Raw genomic sequence first — 18367 nt, 5'->3', positions numbered from 1 at the left:
TCAGAAGAATGGAATGGTTACACCGGCAGTTATTACATCTTAAGCTCTATTCTAGATTTATAGAATGGACCAAAGAATGCGTTTTGCCTGGATTTAGCCCACTTCCCCTATATACGGTAGCTACATTTTTCTTTCGTGAAATAGGAAAAGATGCCTTGGTAAATAAGTCATCATCTCTAGCCTACAGTTTCATGCTGGCCATTTTTCCTGGCATTATTTTCTTGTTTACGCTAATTCCTTTTATTCCGATTAAGGGTTTCCAGGATCAGCTTCTAAATTTAATCCAGCTGGTATTGCCGCACAATGCTTTCGATGCCTTTGAAGCAACATTAAAAGATATCATTAAAAATCAAAATCGCGGTTTATTGTCTTTCGGTTTTCTATCTGCACTGTTTTTTGCCACCAATGGAGTTAAAAACCTGATGAAGGCATTCAATAAATCATCCTTGATCATCGAAACGCGGAGCTGGATCAAACAACGTTTAATAGCGCTTGTACTTACCCTAATTATCTGTTTTTCGATCATCATCTGCATCAGTGCGATGGCCCTGGGTGAAGTTCTGCTGAACAAAATCAATGATGAACTGCATCTGCAGGATAGTTTTTTGAGTTATACCATCAAATTTACCCGTTGGGCTTTACTGGCTATTTTGTATTTCATTACCATTTCCATTTTATATCGTTACGGCCCCTCGCATACCAAAAAGTGGCGCTTGTTTAGTGCAGGTTCCTGGCTTGCCACTATTCTGGCCTTTCTTACCATTTGGGGTTTTTCCTTTTACATCAACCATTTTGCTTCCTATAATAAAGTTTACGGCTCTATCGGGACATTAATCGTAGTAATGATTTGGCTTTACCTCAATTCATTGATTTTATTGATCGGTTTCGAACTAAATGCCAGCGTTGATGTAAGCAAAAGAAGTGTGAAGATTATCCGCCCTACGTTCAATTTATTCAAAAAATCGGAGCCAATTGAAGAAAATATACAGAAGAAATAATTTTTTCTCCCTCTGTGTTAAGTAATTATCAAGTTTATATAAAAAAAAAGCTTTCGGAGTTTGCAGAGTTAAGCCGAGTTTGTACTTTTGCAGCGGAGAGCTGGCAGAGTGGTCGAATGCGGCAGTCTTGAAAACTGTTGACTGTAACAGGTCCGGGGGTTCGAATCCCTCGCTCTCCGCAGCAAAAAAGGAAGAATTAGATTTAATTCTTCCTTTTTTTGTATCTACAAAATCTGAATCTTTAGGAAGATGGAAGCAATCCTATTTTGTGGCATTCAGGCAACCGGAAAAACTACTTTTTTTAAAGAGCAGTTTTATAAATTTATATGCATAAAAAGTTAACTATCATCACTTCCCAATTTTCCTGTCATACTCCACCTGCAGTTCATCCAAATAATCGTAAAAGTTTTTTACATCCATAAAAACAGCTGGATTATAAGGATCTCCGGATTTGTGTTTTTTTAGAAGGTCGAATTGTACACCGTGAGAAGCCACCCAAAGGTCGAACTTGAGGTTTTTCATACTCCGCAAAGTGTAGGCGTAATCTTTCGCAATTTGAGGATAGGTAGTAATATCTGTAAACTTTTTGTCTGTTACAATCGTCGGTAAATTGGCAATCAGTACCCTGTAATTCTTTTTTTGATCGTTAACGGTAAGCAGAAAACTGCATGAACCTTTGGTATGCCCGGGGTGGTGAAGCATAATTAATTCCGTCCCTCCTAGCCTGATGATATCCTTATCGTGCAAAATGCGGTCTATTTGTACAGGTTTGAAAACAGCAACATCACCATCCAAATCATAATCAGAACGGCCACCATCAGCTGCAACCTGTGCATCGGCATAATCTACCATAAACTTAGCTCCGGTAGCCTTTTTAATGGCTGCCATTGCGCCAAGGTGGTCAAAATGTGCTTGTGTGGTCAATAATATTTTAATGTCTGAAAGTTTAAACCCCAGCTTTTGAATGCTTTCCCCAATCAGCTTCTCTGATGAGGCCAATCCTGTATTGATCAGGATATTTCCTTTTGGCGTAACAACGAGATAGCAGGCCAGATCGGCAGTACCTACGTAATATAGATTACCAACAATGCGAAATGGCGGAAAAGATTTTGACCACTCGGGATGATTTTTAGATGATGGCTCATGTACTTCTTGCGCCTGAATGAAGCCATAAAAAAAGAAATGAAGATCAGCAATAATATTTTTTTCATATATCGTTGAGGCAATTTTATACGTTATTTCCTAAGTTCGACACCATAGCGGTAAAGATCTTCATAGATGTCGAAGAATTTATTTTCTTCCTGTTCGCTCAATGAGGTATTGACAAATAGGATGACGGCGACTTCTTTATTGAGATCAGAAAGCATAAAAACCCTTACTCCCGGGTCAGATCCATTATGCCCAATCCTGGTAGCGCCCATCTTTGTTGCCCAGAAAATACCCGAATTCAGTGTTTTTGGTTTTACATTTTGAGGTGCATGGGTTTCATCAAACTGGAACCGTAGCATTTCGTTGACGGTTTCTGCCTTTAATACCTGCTTGTTTTGATATTTTCCATCATTTAACAGACAGATCAAAAAATGACAAAGGTCATCTACCGAGCTACGAACACCTCCGTCCGGATAAGTAGTACAGCCATAAAGTGGGATTTCCTGAATTTTATTGTCCTTTTTTTCGTAAAGTTTAGTATGTTTTTTGAGGTTTATTTCTGATAGAAACCATCCGGTATCCTCCATTTTCAATGGATTGAACAGGTATTTTTTACTGTATCCGTCCAATTTTTGACCAGTCCTGATTTCAACAATATAACCTGCCAATGCCGCCCCAATATTGGAATACTCTCGGAATGTACCAGGTTGGTGATTTAAAAAATTTTCTTTCGAGTAATATTGTCCGCCTGGCATAAAATACTGCCGTAGAAAATCGCCCAAGGATTGCGGCGAATCTTTTCCATTGAAGTAGAGACTATCGGTATAAAACGGATACCTGTCGGTAAGACCTGACGTATGGGTAGCTAAATTTCGCAGTGTTACTTTAGCTTTTGGAAAATAAGGATTGTGAATTTTGAATGGAAGGTAGTGGTTAATATTCTCATCAAGTGAGAGTTTCCCTTGCTCTACTGCTTTCATCAGGCAGGCACCGGTCACTGTTTTAGAAACCGATGCAATGTTCATTAAAGTTGAGGTTATAAAAGCGGCACCAGTTTGCCGATCAGAAAATCCGTATGCTTTTTTCCAAGCCACTTTTTTATCAATGATAATCGCAGCACCAAGTCCCACAAACCCATTTTCAGCCATTCTTTTTGTGATTAAGCTGTCAATGTTGGTGCTTACGAGATTAGGTTGTGCAGAAACATTTGTAGTATGCAATAATGTGATCGAGCAAAAGATAAGAATTCGAGTATAATAATCCATAAAACTGATTGTAGAAATTGAAGTTAAGATTTTTATGATTGGTTTAACTAAATTAACCCACTTAATATCCTCATCATTTTCTCGAATTTTATATTACTTAAATAGCTGATGATTCTATTTTCAAGGCTATACAAACAATATAATGTTCATCCTTAGGAATAAGTTATGTAATACAAATTAATGTGATTAACAGATAACTAGATTTAATAACCGGTTAAAGCTATCTCCCACCCAACGTTGGGACTCTGCCTCAGTCGACATAATGATTTTTTGTTGGGAGTTCCTTATTTACTATTTCCTAAACCCAGCAACCTGAAAGTTACTCACCAGTACCTTTGCTCCATTAGCATATTCCCAGGGAGCAGATATATAAAAGTTTTTAGCCGCTGTCGGGCTGAACAGAACCGTATCTGCAAGTTTAACATTGTTGAGGTAAACGGCCATCTCTTCTCCATTGACGGATAGCACAACATGAAGCGGACGGTAGAGCCATGGTGCAAGGTCAAACGTGGTACTTACAAATTTTTCAGGCTTATTGCTACCTATATTTACTTGATCAGTATCGTAATAGTGCAGTTGTACATAAGTGCCGATGTTGCTTTCGTGTTGGCGAACACTGTTATCACTTGCAAACCCGAACGACATTGGTGCAATGTCCTTGATCTGATCCGCTATTGCAATGATATCAAAAGACAAGGTAAACTCTTTTGGGTAATTGAGCTGGCGTGAAAATTTATAAATGGCCTTATCCTTTATATCCATCCATTTACCTTTCTGGCCCTTTATGGTTACCATATTGGCCACTCCGTTTGTTTTGAAACTGGTTGCCGTTGCACCAGTTTCAAATAAAGAAAAATCTTCTGAAAAAATAGATGAATCACCAATCACCACCTTGCTGTTTCCTGCATTAATAGTTGCTTTAGATTTTGTAGCTGTGGAATTTTTATCAATCTTATTTTCAAGGGCTTTTTCTGCTTTCGCTTTAGCCTTTTCAAACAGTCCGCCGAGTTGCGCATGTACTTCTATACCGGAGATCAACAACAATACAATTGTTATGGCTAGGTTTATTTTAGCAGTTTTCATAGGGTAGACATTATAATTTCTGAATTAGTGCAATTTGACCTTCACCATCTCTCCGTTTTCTTTAACCTCCACAAACGTTTCGATGCGGTCCTGAATGTTCTTGTAATAATCTTTTTGCTGATAATAATCGGTTCTTCCGCCATAATCGTTATAACCTGAACCTGTATAAGCATTATATGTACCTCTTAGTGTGTAATCTAACATACCTTGTAAAAAATATTTACCAGGCTTCATATCTGGAAAGGTAAATTCACCGTCGCTATTGGTAACGGCTTCCAACCTATAACGGTAAGCCTGGTCAGAGAGGTAGACAAAGCGTCTTCTTTTGATGTTTTCTTTATCTTTTCTCAACCTGTACCATTCTTCAAAATAAGGTGTTACAGGTAATAGAACAACCGTAATTTTATTGGCAAGTATGCGAGGAGAAAACGGAACACTATAGCCTAGTGGATGTTTCTGCTTAGTGTAAGCGACACCTTTAATCACTGCAGTGCCTTTAGCAAGCATTTTTTTTGCCAGCAAAGAATCAAATGGCATTTCTGGACGGTAAATCTCCGCTTTATCTTTTTTCTCTGGTTCTTTATACTGGGCAGAAACTACAGTTACTGCTGATACCACACAAAAAAGTGTAAGGACATATTTTTTAAGCTTCATGATATTGATATTAAGGATTAATAATTGTTTCGTAAGGAAGATTAAATGTACCTTCGGTAATGCTGATGGCCTCTCCTGCCAGGCTTCTTACCGTGCCGGAAAAAGTTCCCTTGATACCTGTTTTGCTGATCGCTTCAATTTTTACGGTAAATACATCATCGCTATAGGCCGTATTGTATAACAAAGTGCCATCGCTTTTTTGTATGGCATAACGGGCAATCATATTTTCACCAGGTGTAGCATAAGTTCCGGGGGTGATATTGCCACCCACTTTCCAGATCTCAAAGTCAAGCGATGGCGACACCGGCCCTGATGCAGGATAAGAAGTCTCGTGACCACCAATAACAATGTGTTCAAACCGGTTATCATCGCCGCCGCCCTGAAAATTCACTTTGTAGAAATTGATAGCTTTTCCGCCAACTTTTGCACGGAGATAATAATCCCCGGTAGGTGCACTGCCACCGTCATCATTTTTTGAACATGATGAAAGGCATATGGCGATCATGGTAAAACAAAAGATAGCCAATGCGTTGCTTAATGGCTTTCGGATCAGATTAGCTTTAGTTAAAAAAGCCTTCGAAGATAATATTTTCATAGTTTTATGCTAATTATTAGGTTAAGGGCAAAGCTATTGCAAGTATTGGCCAAAAGAAATACCGGTTTTTGCCGTTTTTCTTCTACTGGTTTTCAGGTATTTTTCATTACGACCTGCTGAAATGATGGTGGGACAAGAATTATGTTTGATATTTAACGGTAAATTTGCCTTACCGTCGAGATAAGCTCATTTCCATCCTGGCAAATAAATTTAGTTTAAAGCATGACCAGATTTTTTTTATTCCTGATAGTGATTTCCATCTCATTTAAATCTGTTGGCCAACAACAGATTCCACTGAATGAGCAGCATTATCTTGATAGCCTGCAGCATATTTTACAGAAAAAAATTCCAGACAGCTCAAGAGCAAATACCAATTTCCTTTTGGTAGAATATTGGAAATTTAAAGATACCTTAAAAAGTAAAGCCTACCTCATAGCAGGTACAGCTGCCGCAAAAAACGATAATTATTTAAATGCATTGGCACTTTTCTACAAAGGTCAGTATTATTTCAACTGGAATAAATCAAAGGCATCCGATGCCTTTAAAAAGGCTGCCGAAGCATTGTCACCATTTAATACGAAGATTGCCTATGCCAAGCAGGCTGCATCGTGGTACAATTACGCTATAATGAATGTAGACAGAAAGGGTTATGATTTTATCATGAAAATAACCCTGGAAAAGGCTATACCTTTTGCAGAGAAAACCGGTGATCCCAAACGTATTGCTTACTATTATACCCAGCTCGCCACAATTTTGATGAATAACTATCAGTTCTCAAAAGCAGCTGCATATAATGAAAATGCCATCGCTTTACTGGAAAAAAAAGGGTCTGAAGATACTGATCTATTGTTTTCCTATCTTACTGGTGTAAGCATTTATTGTTATGATAACAAGGCAAACAAAGCCCACCTACTTTTGGAAAAAGCACAACGGTTACTGAAGCCCTATCCTTCCTCTTTAAACTATCCGCTTTATTACTACAATGAATCTCTTTACTACTTCACAAAATCATTATTTGATGAATCACTTGCGAGTATTGATAAGGGCATTACCCTTGCTAAAAAGTATAATCAGAAGCAGCTTTACCAACAGTTTTTATTTCGCCGATATGAGATTTATCAGCAGCAAAAAAACTATGTTAAAGCCAGGCAAATTTTACTAGATATTATTAAAGAAGGTACTTTAACTGCTAAAATTAATGATCGCGCCATGCTTTATTCTGAACTATCCAAAGTAAGCGAGAAACTTGGTGATTATAAAGAGGCATACCGATGGCTCAGCAAATACCGACAGACCAACGACAGTATAACCAGCGACCAGACGAAGGTAAAAATCAATGAACTGGAAACAAAATATAGAACGGCGAAGAATCAGCAAAAGATACAATATCTTCAATCGGAGAACAAACAGGTACAGTTAAATGCCCGTAATGAGCGTTTATACAAATTGATACTTGGTTTAGGATGCCTCTTTTTGTTGCTTCTATTGGTTTTTGTTCTGCTCACCGCCCGGAGCAGGCGTAAATTAGCAGCGCAAAAAGAGATTAATTACAAACAGCAGCTAAACGAAATGGAAAAAAAACAGCAGCTGAAGATTACCAAAGCCATGCTTGAAGGTGAGGAGCTGGAAAGAGAGCGGGTAGCGCGAGATCTTCATGACGGCCTCGGCGGCATGCTATCGGGCGTTAAAATTGGTCTTTCAGGATGGACAGATACCCAACCGACGATCTCGGATGATAAAGACCTGCACCGCATTATCAGTCAGCTGGACACCTCGGTTACCGAACTGCGACGCATTGCACGCAACATGGTACCTGATACGCTACTAAAATTTGGTCTTGAAACCGCCTTGAAAGATCTGTGTGAATTCTACATGCGCGATGGGTTACGCATCACCTCTGAAATGTTCGGCATTCAGAAAAATATTGCAATGAATGTGCAACTCAATATCTACCGGATTGTACAGGAACTCATCTCTAATGCAATCAAACACGCACAGGCAGACAACATCATCCTGCAATGCAGCCAAAATGAAAATACTATTTTCATTACTTTTGAAGACAACGGTCGCGGTTTCGATATGGCCACGCTTTCCCAGAAAAAGGGAATGGGATTGGACAATCTAAAAAACCGTATCGCCTTTTTGCAAGGAAAATTTGAAGTGCATTCTGCTCCCAGTGAGGGAACCAGTATAGATATAGAACTTAAAACCAGTATCGATGAATAAACTGCGTACAGTTATTGTAGATGACCACCCTATTGTTATTGAAGGGCTGAAAACCTTGCTTAAAAATGAAAGCAATCTGGAGATTGTGGGCGGTTTTTCAAATGGCACACAACTACTTTCTTATTTAGACAGCAATCCTGTAGAACTGATATTGCTGGATGTTACCTTACCAGATATCAATGGAATGGACCTTTGCCAGATGATTAAAGAGAAATTTTCCACCATAACCATTCTCATTCTCAGCAATCATACCGAGCGGAGCATTATCATGCAAACCATACAAAATGGTGCCAATGGCTACCTGCTTAAAAACAGCTCACTTGATGAACTTAGGCGATGTATTTCATCAGCAGTAATGGGAAATATCTGTTACAGCAAGGAAGTAGTAGAAATTATCAGCCGTCCGACCAAAAACCAGTTGCGCAATACACCACAGCTTACCAGACGGGAAAAGCAGATACTATCACTTTTAGCGGAAGGAAAAACCAGTCAGAATATTGCCCAGGAGCTTTTTTTAAGTCCACTGACAGTAGATACGCACAGAAGGAACCTGATACAGAAATTTGAAGTGAAGAATGTGGCCGAACTGATAGCAGCCGCCCATCAGCAGCAATTGTTGTAAATTATAAAAACTTATTTATTGGCCAACCATATGAGAACAATCGCATACAAATTCACATTGCTCTTTCAACTTTTGTCATTATTTGCATTTGCGCAGAAAAACGCCAGGCTTAAAACACTTTTAAGCAAAAATCAGGAGTTTATTTTCCCTCAAACACCAGAGAAGATTTCTGCGATACTAGGTGTAAAAACAGTTTTTTACGAGGATGCCAACGAGCAGCCCTATGCAAAGTGGCTGAGCAAATCCGGGCTTGAACTCTATTGTGGCCTTCAGGAAGACAAAAGCATAACTGAAATGTTTTTTGATGTTCCAAATGATCAGCTTATTGTAATTGAAGGTCTGCCATATAATCTAGTAATGAATAAGACGAGCCCCCAGGAAAGCATGTTAAAGTTCAGCAAGTACAAAATCAAGAAAGAAAAGATTGGTGAGGATAGTTTGTATCCTGGAGGTACGAAACTTTACTTCAAAAAAGGAGATCGCTTTATCACCCTTTTTTACGACAAGAAAGATTTACTTAAATCTTTATCAATTACCGTTGGGTTTACTGATTCCTCTGTTAATTGATTTAACAACCTGATTTCCAACATTTATTTTTTTTTATAAAACACTATTTTTTTTATAAAATCAGCCAAAACGATCATCTTGACGATTTATTGTCGTTGGGTTTAATTGACAAATAAGAAAACACTTTCTTTTGAGGCCATTAAGTTTGCTTATGTCCTAAAATCATTTTTCAAGGCCCAGATTTTTAGGCTGCTGACATTTGCTTTTCTACATTTATTTATTGGGAGACAAGGACCTTATTTTATAAGGCCTTCTACCCTTTTAAACAAATTTTAACCCTCGTCTTAAATAACCGTCACTATTGCTGCCTTTCAATTAATGAAGTAACTTCTTCGATCTTATCTTTTTAATTTTTGGACTTACGAAATATAGTTTTCTGAACATCTGAATGTTATATAATTTACTTATTCTAAAAAGCTTAAAACCCTTTCATGCGAGACCGTGTTATGCATATACAACAAAAACAATGTATATGAAAAAGTTTATTTATGTAATGGCGATTTCAGCCATGGCCTTTCAGGCTTGTAATGGAGGAAATAAAGACGCCAAAGAAAGTGCCGATAGTTTAAACATGGCCAAAGATACGACCACCAATACTGCCGCTACAGGAGGAATTGCTGTAGAGGAAGCTGATGCCAAATTCACCACTCAGGCAGCTGTAGGTGGTATGGCAGAAGTAGAATTGGGAAAAATGGCGCTTGAAAAAAGCAGTAATCCGCAGGTTAAAGAGTTTGCAACCATGATGGTTAAAGATCATGGTATGGCAAATACAGAGTTAATGGCGATCGCAAAGCAGAAAAATATTACGCTTCCAAGTACAGTTGATGATGAGCATAAGAAAAAAATGGAAGACCTTAGTAAAAAAACAGGTTCAGATTTTGATAAAGCTTATGTAGATGCCATGGTTGATGGGCACAAGTCTACCTTAAAACTGATGGAAGATGAATCAAAGAATGGAAAAGATGCAGATCTTAAAGCTTTTGCAACCAAAACTGCGCCAATTGTTCAAAGCCATTTACAGATGATCAATAAAATCAATGATAGCATGAAATAACATGCTTATATATTAATCTTCATATTGACCGAAGGAACGCAAAGTGGAGAGATCTTTGAAGCGGATTATTAAATTAAAGTTTAAAAGGTCTCTCCCCGCCTGTACCTATCGTGTGGACACATCTCTGTTAGCCTCCATTTCTTCTTTAGCACGTTTTTCTAAAGCAATCGTCATGCTGAATTTATTTTACAAGTAGAAATATGGTTTCAATTGCCCTGTAGCTACTTCGTGGTCAGCATCTTTCTTGCTATTAATTCCATTGATTAGGAAAATTATTTTCAACAAAAATATTGTTTTTTCGCTCTATGCCGCTGGGGCATGGTAGTTTTTCGCAATTGTTAGTTTTTCAATTGTGCTCAAAAATGCTGCGCATTTTGGAGCGCCAAAGTACCCAAAGCGCTTTGTCATCCAATGGCTATCGGATCCAGCTAGGAGCCGTTCACACAATCATACTCACATCAAAAAAACAGTGGCACTTCGTTTAATCAGTTTTTGTTTGTGGTTTCTTTGGGCTGATTGAGCCCTTCGGGGTTTGTGTTCAATTCTCTGTAACAATTAAATTAGTATTATGAACACAAAACCACTGCGTTTTATGTTTGGTAATGCTATTTGTTCTTTCCTGCAACTGTTTTTTTGATATCTCAGGCTCTTGGGATTGACGGCGTTTTTCGGTAAAACCTGTAATCTATTAAAGAAAGCTAGCAAAGCGTATAAAAACAAACAAACAAACCAAAAGATGTGTCTACACGATAGCGCCTGTACGAGAAGGCCTGTCCGTACAGGCGGGCACTGCGGTCGAAACGATGTTGAACCGATAGAATCCACCATAAAGGGCTTCTACCAACTTTATTTAACGACCATTTTATCTTTGCCTAACATTCTGAAGACATGCGGCATTCTAAATTTCTGGCGGGGTATGCCAATCAATAAATGTTTTTCTACTCAGCATTTTTAGATAGGGATAATTCCCATTCAACTGTTTCCGTTGTTTAAGTTCATATAAAAAATGGCCACCTAAATCAACAATAATTTTAGCGGTGGCTGCATACCATACGCGATGAGGCTGTTTCCAGCAAAAAGAATATAGGTTGGAGGTAAATTTTATCTCTTTCAGTTCAGGATGGTAAAAATTAAGTATTTTCGGATTGGATATTCCCTGTATTACCTCCGCTTTCCTAACCATGGAAAGGTGGTCGGAATGACAAAACTCATATCCATCTAATCTTGCATCATCCACATCAGGCAAATGTTTTAATATTTTAAAGCCCTTAAATTTCTTACCATTTAATACCCATATCAAATTTGGATAAAAGGCCTCCCGGCTATTCAGTTCGGCAAGTGTTAGCGGTGAATTTTGAAACTCTATTGTATAACCCGAAGGCGTAAAGATATCTGCCCGGTGAAGATCGGAATGCGTAGCATCAAAAAAGGCAACTTCTCTAAACGATGGTGGAAATGCCAACTTCCAATCGCGATGCCAAGCAGTTTCTTTTCGATAATATTCTTTTTTAGGTAAAGAAATAACCGGAGCCACCTCATCACCTGGAATATTTTTTCTGATTTCACCATTATCCATTCTCTGTCCACAATAAAAACAATAAATTAGGGAGACACAAATTTAAACTAAAATTTTCAGTAAGGAAATTAGATCTTGCCAGAAAGAAATATATTTTGGATAATTATATAAAGTTTTCACTTCGTGCAACTTTTTTCAAAATTCCACATCTTTTATATAAACAATATTTACATGAAAAATACCAGTCGTTTATTTTTTATAATCTTATCATTATACGCTACTTATAGTTATGCTCAGACTTCAAAGAATATTTTTAGCGAGGATTTAAGATTCTATAAAGACAGTCTTCCTGTTAAGCACAAAAATCTCTTTGCAAAACTTCCTAAATCAGAATTTAATGCAATGATCACGCGTCTTGAAGCGCATACAAATGGTATTTCCACTGAACAATTTTATTTGGAAATGATGAAAATACAGGCGGCAATTGGTGATGAGCACAGCACAATAATCCCTCCATACACCACTAAATATCCAATAAAATTTGAGCGGTTCGACGACGGACTGGTCGTCACTTCAACTAATGAGGCAAATAAGAAACTCCTGCTTGCAAAGGTGATCAGAATTGGCAATAAAACTTTATCAGAAGCTGAAAAGGCCGTTTCTTCAGTAATTATTTCTGGCAATATCCCTTATTTTAATATTGCTGAAGCAAGTTATCTGGCAAGTCCGGGTTTGCTTTATGCATTAGGGTTAAGTCAGCATTTAGATGATGTAACGCTGGAACTTTTAAGTCCTACCGGAGAAATATTAACGGCGAAATTAGACGCCATACCAAAAAACAAACAGGTAGATATGGTATTTGCGCCCGTGTATGGCAGCCTACTAGCTAATACCCATCAAGACAATTACTGGTATTTAATGGAAAAAGGTAACCTGTACTTTAATTACAACAAGTGCGGAGATGATCCGAAAAAACCGTTCAATGCCTTTAATGATCAGTTATCTAAAGAGATTGAAAAGCAAAAACCAAAACGTATAATTATTGATTTAAGGATGAATGGAGGTGGGAATAGTGCGGTATTAGAACCTTTTATCGAAAAGATTAAAAATAGCGATTTGAATAAAAAAGGCAAGATTTTCGTATTGGTCGGCCGGGCTACATTTTCTTCTGCCATTATGAATGCCATAAAACTGAAAAAGGAAACCAAAGCCATTTTGGTTGGACAGACAACAGCAGGTACCATTAACCATTACGGTGAAGTGCGTGCATTTACATTACCGAACACCAAATTACAGATAAATTACTCCACCATGTATTGGGAAAACTGGAAAGGACATGATGGACCGCTTGTACCCGAATTTAAAATAGAGAGAAATCTATCAGACTTATTTAAGGGGAATGATAAAACATTGAATTATGTAATGGCAAACTAATCAAAGAATCCGGTCATGATATGACCTTGGAGAATTGTAAAATTTAGATTGAACATGAATGAGATACTCATTCATGTTTAGTTTGTTTGGCTCAACTCCCTATATAATGATAACTTTGCAACATGACCATTCAAGAAATACAGCAGTTAGAAGATTTTTTTGCCCGTGCTGGTAAGCAGCAGGTTCCCATTTATCTTAATGAGGCCACGGTGATTACCGATTATGATCATTTTTTGGAAAGTCATCTGATGCCGCTAAAGCTAAATCCTGATGCAAAAGTTAATCTACCGATTATACACAGGCTCCAAATGTTGAAGTTATTAATAGAATCAAATATTTAGGATATTAGAATAAGTAAATCACTAATATAGAAACTGTGGTTGTGATTCAAATTTGTAAATATGCTCGTGGAATCGTTATTTTGAGGGGGCTTTTCAGCCGACAGCCTGTCCCGATTTTTCGGGCAATCTATGGAAAGAATCGCTAGCAGGAAAGATTGCTTCGTCGTTCTTCTCGCAATGACGAGCGGACTAATAGATTCTATCAATTTTAGCCTGTTGAAGGATATGCTAACACAAGCACGAATCCACCTTGGAAAACTATTCGTGATAACTTAATAAAATGATTGTCATCACCATCAAATAATTATCTAAGGAGGCTATATGGACATGAAAAGCATTTCACTTAGTTTAATCGCGCTATCTAACAAGCCATAATGCATCAACCAATAAATAACTTAATGCACTTTAATTTTTAAAATAAATATTTCCAACTATATTGGGCATAATTCGTTATTGATATGCATTTGCGCCTTTATTATGACTAAAAATATATTCATTGCCTCAGCCGAACCTTATACCGGCAAATCAGTAATTGCTTTCGGGATGATTAATATGTTGTTGGCAAAAACCCAAAAAGTGGGTTATTTTAAACCCATTATTGCACAAGACGATCCGAATAAAAAGGATGCACATGTAGAAGCCATGTTAGATTGTTTTTCGCTGCCTGTTAACTATGAAGATGCTTTTGCTTTTACCCGGCAGGAAATGCTCCACCAATCAGAAGACAGTGGAGGAATCATCAATACCATCATCAGTAAATATAAAAAACTCGAGGATAACTACGATTTTACCGTAATTGAGGGCAGCGATTTTTTAGGTGATGGCACGGCATTTGAGTTCGAATCGAATGCTTTGATGGCCAAAAACTTAGGTGCTCCTGTTTTAATCGTGGTATCGGGAAAAAACAAAACGGCAAGTCAGCTTTTTAAATCAGCCATTAATATTTACCGTAACTTTTTGTTGCGCGATGTACAGGTATTGGGCGTAGTGGCAAATATGGTAAATCCGGAAGAGGCGGAACGTATTAAGCAAGCTTTGAGTAATCAATTACCAGCTGAATTATTAATCGCTGTAATTCCGACTGAAATAGGTCTGCAAAGTCCAACCATGAAGGAAATTACGTTGGCCTTAGGTGGCCAGGTACTATTTGGCACGGAACTGCTGGATAATCAGGTTGATAATTTTGTAACGGGTGCCATGATGTTGCCCAATTTTTTAAGGCACATTAAAGATAACCTGCTTATTGTTACGCCAGGCGATCGTGGTGATATTATTATTGGTGCACTTCAGGCCAATTTATCAGCCAATTACCCAAAAATTGCAGGCATTGTTTTAACCGCAGGCAGTTTACCCGATGAACCGATCATTAAATTAATTGAAGGTTTACAGACCATTATCCCAATTATAGCCGTACCAAAAGGAACGTTCGAAACCACCACGACTATTGGCGGGATCCACTCCAAAATTACTATTGAAAACAAGAAAAAAATTGCGCTAGCCATAGAGCTTTTTGAAAAATATGTGGATATCAAAGCGCTTGATGATAAAATCATCACCTTTAGCTATCAGGGCATTACCCCACATATGTTTCAATATCAACTGGTTAAATGGGCCAAAAGCAATAAAAAACATATTGTTTTACCAGAAGGTAATGATGAACGTATTTTAAAGGCTGTAGAAAAGCTTATTACGCAAGATATTGTAGACATCACCCTTTTAGGCGATCCTGCAGAAATTACCAACAGTATTAAGAGGCTTGGATTAAACCTTGATATCAACAGCTTTAAAATACATAATCCCGCCCAGTCAGCTCATTACAGTGATTATGTAAACACCTTACATGAATTGCGCAAAAACAAAAATGTAAACCTGGAAATGGCCCGAGACATGATGACAGATGTTTCTTATTTCGGAACCATGATGGTATATAAAGGTGATGCTGATGGAATGGTTTCTGGCGCCGTTCATACTACTCAGCACACCATTAGGCCTGCTTTACAATTTGTTAAAACAAAGCCAGGGGTATCTGTAGTTTCTTCCATTTTCTTTATGTGTCTGCCAGAACGTGTGGCCATATTTGGCGATTGTGCAGTTAACCCTAATCCTACGGCCCAGCAATTGGCAGAAATAGCCATCTCGTCAGCTGAAAGTAGTGCAAAATTTGGCATTGAGCCACGTATCGCGATGTTATCTTATTCTTCCGGTACATCAGGCGAAGGTGAAGATGTTGAGCGTGTTAGAGAAGCCACTGCAATAGTTAAGGCAAGGCATCCGGAATTAAAAATTGAAGGGCCAATACAATATGATGCAGCTGTAGACCCGCTTGTGGGTAAACAAAAACTTCCGGGATCTGAAGTGGCAGGAAGGGCAAGTGTATTGATCTTCCCTGATTTAAATACCGGCAATAATACCTATAAAGCAGTACAGCGCGAAACCGGTGCATTGGCTATTGGCCCAATGTTGCAGGGATTAAACAAACCTATAAACGATTTGAGTCGCGGATGTACCGTAGACGATATTTTTAATACTGTTGTGATTACAGCTATCCAATGTCAAGACATTTAAATATGAACATTTTAGTCATCAACTCTGGAAGTAGTTCCTTAAAATACCAGCTCTTTAAAATGCCGGAAAAAGCGCCTGTTTGTAGTGGACTGGCAGAACGCATCGGTATTGAAGGTTCTTTTATAAAACATACCGTTTACAGCGAGGGCGAAAAACGCAGTATTGAAGAGCCGGGTTTCATTGGCAATCATGGCGAAGCCTTGAAGCAGGTTTTAGCGTTATTGACTGAAGGAGATTATGCCGTAATTGCAAGCCCTGACGATATCGCAGCTGTTGGTCACCGTGTTGTACATGGCGGTGAACATTTTTCAGGACCTACCCTAATTACTGAAGATGTAAAACATCAGATTGAAAAACTTTTTTCGCTTGCTCCTTTGCATAATCCTGTTAACTATAAATGTATTGAAGTAGCGGAACAGACTTTTGTAAAAGCCAAACAAATCGCAGTATTCGATACCGCTTTTCATCAAACGATACCCGAAAAGGCTTATCGTTACGCCATTCCAGAATCGTATTATAAAGAAAATGGCATCAGGGTATATGGATTTCATGGTACCAGCCATAAATATGTAAGTGAACAGGCTGTTAATTGGTTAGGTAAAAAAGAAAGTAAAATCATCAGTATCCATTTAGGAAACGGTTGCAGCATCACTGCTATCAAAAACGGTCAGTCGATAGACACAAGCATGGGATTTGGCCCTTTAAGCGGATTAATGATGGGCACACGATCAGGAGATATCGATCCCTCCGTTATTTTTCATTTAATGGAACATTCCGGATATACTTTATCACAATTGAGTACGCTGGTCAACAAACAATCCGGACTTTTAGGCGTAGGCGGCTCTAGCGATATGCGCGACATCAGAAAAATGGTAGACGAACACAACGCAGCGGCTGCTTTGGCCATTAAACTATATGCTTACCGGATTAAGAAATTTATTGGGGCTTATGCAGCTATTTTAAATGGAATAGATGCCATCGTATTTACTGCAGGTGTTGGCGAGAATGACATGCATATGCGCGAGGAAGTATGCTCAGAACTTGAATATTTAGGCATTGATTTAGATTCAGAACTTAATTCAGGGTATAAGGGTAAATTAAAAGAGATTAATACAGCAACTGCGAAGGTGAAAATATTGATTATTCCAACTAACGAAGAATATGAAATCGCCCACCAGTGCTTTGGACTTTTAATTTAATCCAGGTACGACTTCCAAAGTTTGGCAGGGAAAAGATTTACGAAGTTTGCACTGTGCCTTTGTGCGTTTTGCTAACTTTGGAAGCCTAGCCAAGCTTAGGAGGTTTCCAAAACAGACAAAATGTTACCTGCTGGATCTCTAAACCACGCAATGTTTGGTCCGCCGTTTCCCCTCGAAATGCCTTTTTGATCAGTCTTAATTGATTCCTGATTATAAATCTCAAAATTCACTCCTTTTGCAATCAATTCATCAACAGTTTGTTCAATATTGTCCACTGGAAAGTTAAGCACTGTAAAAGTTGCCGGAACATGATTAGGTTTTGGGTAAAGCAAAATATTTGAGGAACTAGAAACCACCAATTCAATCACACCCATTGAGTTATCTTTAACTTCAAGGCCCAATACGTCCTGATAAAATTCTTTTGCTTGCTGTATATCGCTTACAGAAAATGAGCTGAATGCTTTTGAGTTTTGCAACATAGCTTAATTGTTTTAATTCTTTTTTGCAGAACGGACAGTTAAAATTTGGCTGTTTGTCGTGCGATAATCACTATTTTGACAGCAAAATGCTAAAGTCTAAAATTAATGTTAACTAGGTTTCCCATGCACCCAACAAACGCCTGATGACTACAATTTCGGCAATATGATAAGCATTATGATCTGCAATCTGTAAAGCCTCAGTCAAAATACGCTGTCCATTACCGTGAGGTATCGTCTCGTATAAGTTTGATGAATCCAAAAGCGATATAAACAACTGAAGATCGGCTTCGATCTGCTTTAAAGTATTGTTCCAGGTTTCTTCGTCTTTTGGAGACACTTCTTTAGGCCAATATTCATCAGGCCATTTTGGCGATTGGTGAGTGCCGTCTTTACTAAATTGTAGCATATCCCATTGAGCGATTCTAATATGTTCTACCAATTGCCAAATGCTATAAGGTAAGTTGTAAGGCTTTTCACCCAGGAGATTAAAAGGTAAATTGGCAATTGCATCGTTCAATCTCACATGTGCTGTACCCCCGTTTAAAAGCTTTTTCAATTCAGTAATCAATATTGCACTTTGATTTTCCATAATGCATGACTGTTTATAAAACAACAACTCT

General features: G+C 38.1%; 17 protein-coding genes and 1 tRNA gene. 10 read left to right on the top strand and 8 right to left on the bottom strand.

The window, feature by feature from the left end; translation table 11 throughout:
• The first annotated feature begins 8 nt into the window (after positions 1-8).
• Together PGN18_RS04025 and PGN18_RS04020 are read left to right on the top strand one after the other, a co-directional pair.
• Positions 9-998 carry a YihY/virulence factor BrkB family protein gene (locus PGN18_RS04025; RefSeq protein ID WP_335318071.1) on the top strand — a complete coding sequence of 330 codons (990 nt, stop codon included), beginning with the start codon at positions 9-11 and terminating at the stop codon, positions 996-998.
• A gap of 94 nt (positions 999-1092) precedes the next feature.
• Positions 1093-1177: transfer RNA gene (locus PGN18_RS04020), tRNA-Ser, on the top strand.
• A gap of 169 nt (positions 1178-1346) precedes the next feature.
• Here the strand turns inward: PGN18_RS04020 and bla are convergent.
• The 5 genes from bla to PGN18_RS03995 form a co-directional block, all read right to left on the bottom strand.
• Complete coding sequence (gene bla, locus PGN18_RS04015; protein WP_442955337.1) at positions 1347-2213, bottom strand: subclass B3 metallo-beta-lactamase; 867 nt, start codon at positions 2211-2213, stop codon at positions 1347-1349.
• Positions 2214-2233: 20 nt separating this feature from the next.
• Entirely contained in the window at positions 2234-3412 is a 1179-nt protein-coding gene (locus PGN18_RS04010; protein WP_335318070.1) for a serine hydrolase domain-containing protein, read from the bottom strand.
• Positions 3413-3703: 291 nt separating this feature from the next.
• Positions 3704-4495: a hypothetical protein gene (locus tag PGN18_RS04005; RefSeq protein ID WP_335318069.1), complete on the bottom strand. Its 792-nt coding sequence runs from the start codon at positions 4493-4495 to the stop codon at positions 3704-3706.
• A gap of 24 nt (positions 4496-4519) precedes the next feature.
• Positions 4520-5149 carry a carboxypeptidase-like regulatory domain-containing protein gene (locus PGN18_RS04000; RefSeq protein WP_335318068.1) on the bottom strand — a complete coding sequence of 210 codons (630 nt, stop codon included), beginning with the start codon at positions 5147-5149 and terminating at the stop codon, positions 4520-4522.
• A 10-nt stretch (positions 5150-5159) separates the two neighbouring features.
• The gene (locus tag PGN18_RS03995; protein ID WP_335318067.1) at positions 5160-5744 is read right to left on the bottom strand and encodes a hypothetical protein; all 585 of its coding nucleotides are present in this window, start codon (positions 5742-5744) and stop codon (positions 5160-5162) included.
• 222 nt (positions 5745-5966) lie between these two features.
• On the opposite strand from PGN18_RS03995, the gene PGN18_RS03990 reads away from it, so the two are divergent.
• The 4 genes from PGN18_RS03990 (at position 5967) to PGN18_RS03975 (ending at position 10213) form a co-directional block, all read left to right on the top strand.
• Positions 5967-7970 carry a tetratricopeptide repeat-containing sensor histidine kinase gene (locus tag PGN18_RS03990; RefSeq protein ID WP_335318066.1) on the top strand — a complete coding sequence of 668 codons (2004 nt, stop codon included), beginning with the start codon at positions 5967-5969 and terminating at the stop codon, positions 7968-7970.
• The gene (locus PGN18_RS03985; protein ID WP_335318065.1) at positions 7963-8592 is read left to right on the top strand and encodes a response regulator transcription factor; all 630 of its coding nucleotides are present in this window, start codon (positions 7963-7965) and stop codon (positions 8590-8592) included. The genes PGN18_RS03990 and PGN18_RS03985 overlap by 8 nt, the downstream gene beginning before the upstream one ends.
• Positions 8593-8622: 30 nt before the next feature.
• Positions 8623-9159 (top strand): hypothetical protein, encoded by a 537-nt coding sequence (locus PGN18_RS03980; RefSeq protein WP_335318064.1) that lies wholly within the window; start codon positions 8623-8625, stop codon positions 9157-9159.
• A 472-nt stretch (positions 9160-9631) separates the two neighbouring features.
• Positions 9632-10213 carry a DUF4142 domain-containing protein gene (locus PGN18_RS03975; RefSeq protein ID WP_335318063.1) on the top strand — a complete coding sequence of 194 codons (582 nt, stop codon included), beginning with the start codon at positions 9632-9634 and terminating at the stop codon, positions 10211-10213.
• 898 nt (positions 10214-11111) lie between these two features.
• Here PGN18_RS03975 and PGN18_RS03970 read toward each other — a convergent pair.
• Positions 11112-11789 (bottom strand): competence protein, encoded by a 678-nt coding sequence (locus PGN18_RS03970; protein WP_335318062.1) that lies wholly within the window; start codon positions 11787-11789, stop codon positions 11112-11114.
• 171 nt (positions 11790-11960) lie between these two features.
• Between PGN18_RS03970 and PGN18_RS03965 the strand changes: the two genes are divergently transcribed.
• The 4 genes from PGN18_RS03965 to PGN18_RS03950 all read left to right on the top strand — a co-directional run bounded on the left by PGN18_RS03965 (position 11961) and on the right by PGN18_RS03950 (position 17268).
• The gene (locus PGN18_RS03965) at positions 11961-13163 is read left to right on the top strand and encodes a hypothetical protein (RefSeq protein ID WP_335318061.1); all 1203 of its coding nucleotides are present in this window, start codon (positions 11961-11963) and stop codon (positions 13161-13163) included.
• Positions 13164-13285: 122 nt separating this feature from the next.
• Positions 13286-13504, top strand: a complete 219-nt coding sequence (locus tag PGN18_RS03960) for a DUF6965 family protein (protein WP_335318060.1) — start codon at positions 13286-13288, stop codon at positions 13502-13504.
• 477 nt (positions 13505-13981) lie between these two features.
• Positions 13982-16069 carry a phosphate acetyltransferase gene (pta, locus tag PGN18_RS03955; protein ID WP_335318059.1) on the top strand — a complete coding sequence of 696 codons (2088 nt, stop codon included), beginning with the start codon at positions 13982-13984 and terminating at the stop codon, positions 16067-16069.
• 2 nt (positions 16070-16071) lie between these two features.
• Entirely contained in the window at positions 16072-17268 is a 1197-nt protein-coding gene (locus PGN18_RS03950; RefSeq protein ID WP_335318058.1) for an acetate/propionate family kinase, read from the top strand.
• 95 nt (positions 17269-17363) lie between these two features.
• On the opposite strand, the gene PGN18_RS03945 is transcribed toward PGN18_RS03950, so the two are convergent.
• Together PGN18_RS03945 and PGN18_RS03940 are read right to left on the bottom strand one after the other, a co-directional pair.
• Positions 17364-17747: a VOC family protein gene (locus PGN18_RS03945; RefSeq protein ID WP_335318057.1), complete on the bottom strand. Its 384-nt coding sequence runs from the start codon at positions 17745-17747 to the stop codon at positions 17364-17366.
• A gap of 112 nt (positions 17748-17859) precedes the next feature.
• On the bottom strand, positions 17860-18336 hold the full coding sequence (locus PGN18_RS03940) for a DinB family protein (protein ID WP_335318056.1): 477 nt from the start codon (positions 18334-18336) through the stop codon (positions 17860-17862).
• Between the last annotated feature and the right edge of the window lie 31 nt (positions 18337-18367).

Origin of the sequence: Pedobacter terrae, from assembly GCF_036946585.1 — a bacterium.
GTDB lineage: Bacteria > Bacteroidota > Bacteroidia > Sphingobacteriales > Sphingobacteriaceae > Pedobacter > Pedobacter terrae_C.
Note: the sequence above shows the minus strand (reverse complement) of the source record. Positions and strands in the feature narration are given on the sequence as shown.

Bases quoted from the DNA above. Each gene is read 5' to 3' on its own strand.
- PGN18_RS04025 (WP_335318071.1), top strand. From the start codon at position 9: ATGGAATGGTTACACCGGCAGTTATTACATCTTAAGCTCTATTCTAGA.
- PGN18_RS04010 (WP_335318070.1), bottom strand. From the start codon at position 3,412: ATGGATTATTATACTCGAATTCTTATCTTTTGCTCGATCACATTATTG.
- PGN18_RS04005 (WP_335318069.1), bottom strand. From the start codon at position 4,495: ATGAAAACTGCTAAAATAAACCTAGCCATAACAATTGTATTGTTGTTG.
- PGN18_RS04000 (WP_335318068.1), bottom strand. From the start codon at position 5,149: ATGAAGCTTAAAAAATATGTCCTTACACTTTTTTGTGTGGTATCAGCA.
- PGN18_RS03995 (WP_335318067.1), bottom strand. From the start codon at position 5,744: ATGAAAATATTATCTTCGAAGGCTTTTTTAACTAAAGCTAATCTGATC.
- PGN18_RS03990 (WP_335318066.1), top strand. From the start codon at position 5,967: ATGACCAGATTTTTTTTATTCCTGATAGTGATTTCCATCTCATTTAAA.
- PGN18_RS03985 (WP_335318065.1), top strand. From the start codon at position 7,963: ATGAATAAACTGCGTACAGTTATTGTAGATGACCACCCTATTGTTATT.
- PGN18_RS03980 (WP_335318064.1), top strand. From the start codon at position 8,623: ATGAGAACAATCGCATACAAATTCACATTGCTCTTTCAACTTTTGTCA.
- PGN18_RS03975 (WP_335318063.1), top strand. From the start codon at position 9,632: ATGAAAAAGTTTATTTATGTAATGGCGATTTCAGCCATGGCCTTTCAG.
- PGN18_RS03970 (WP_335318062.1), bottom strand. From the start codon at position 11,789: ATGGATAATGGTGAAATCAGAAAAAATATTCCAGGTGATGAGGTGGCT.
- PGN18_RS03965 (WP_335318061.1), top strand. From the start codon at position 11,961: ATGAAAAATACCAGTCGTTTATTTTTTATAATCTTATCATTATACGCT.
- PGN18_RS03960 (WP_335318060.1), top strand. From the start codon at position 13,286: ATGACCATTCAAGAAATACAGCAGTTAGAAGATTTTTTTGCCCGTGCT.
- pta (WP_335318059.1), top strand. From the start codon at position 13,982: ATGACTAAAAATATATTCATTGCCTCAGCCGAACCTTATACCGGCAAA.
- PGN18_RS03950 (WP_335318058.1), top strand. From the start codon at position 16,072: ATGAACATTTTAGTCATCAACTCTGGAAGTAGTTCCTTAAAATACCAG.
- PGN18_RS03945 (WP_335318057.1), bottom strand. From the start codon at position 17,747: ATGTTGCAAAACTCAAAAGCATTCAGCTCATTTTCTGTAAGCGATATA.
- PGN18_RS03940 (WP_335318056.1), bottom strand. From the start codon at position 18,336: ATGGAAAATCAAAGTGCAATATTGATTACTGAATTGAAAAAGCTTTTA.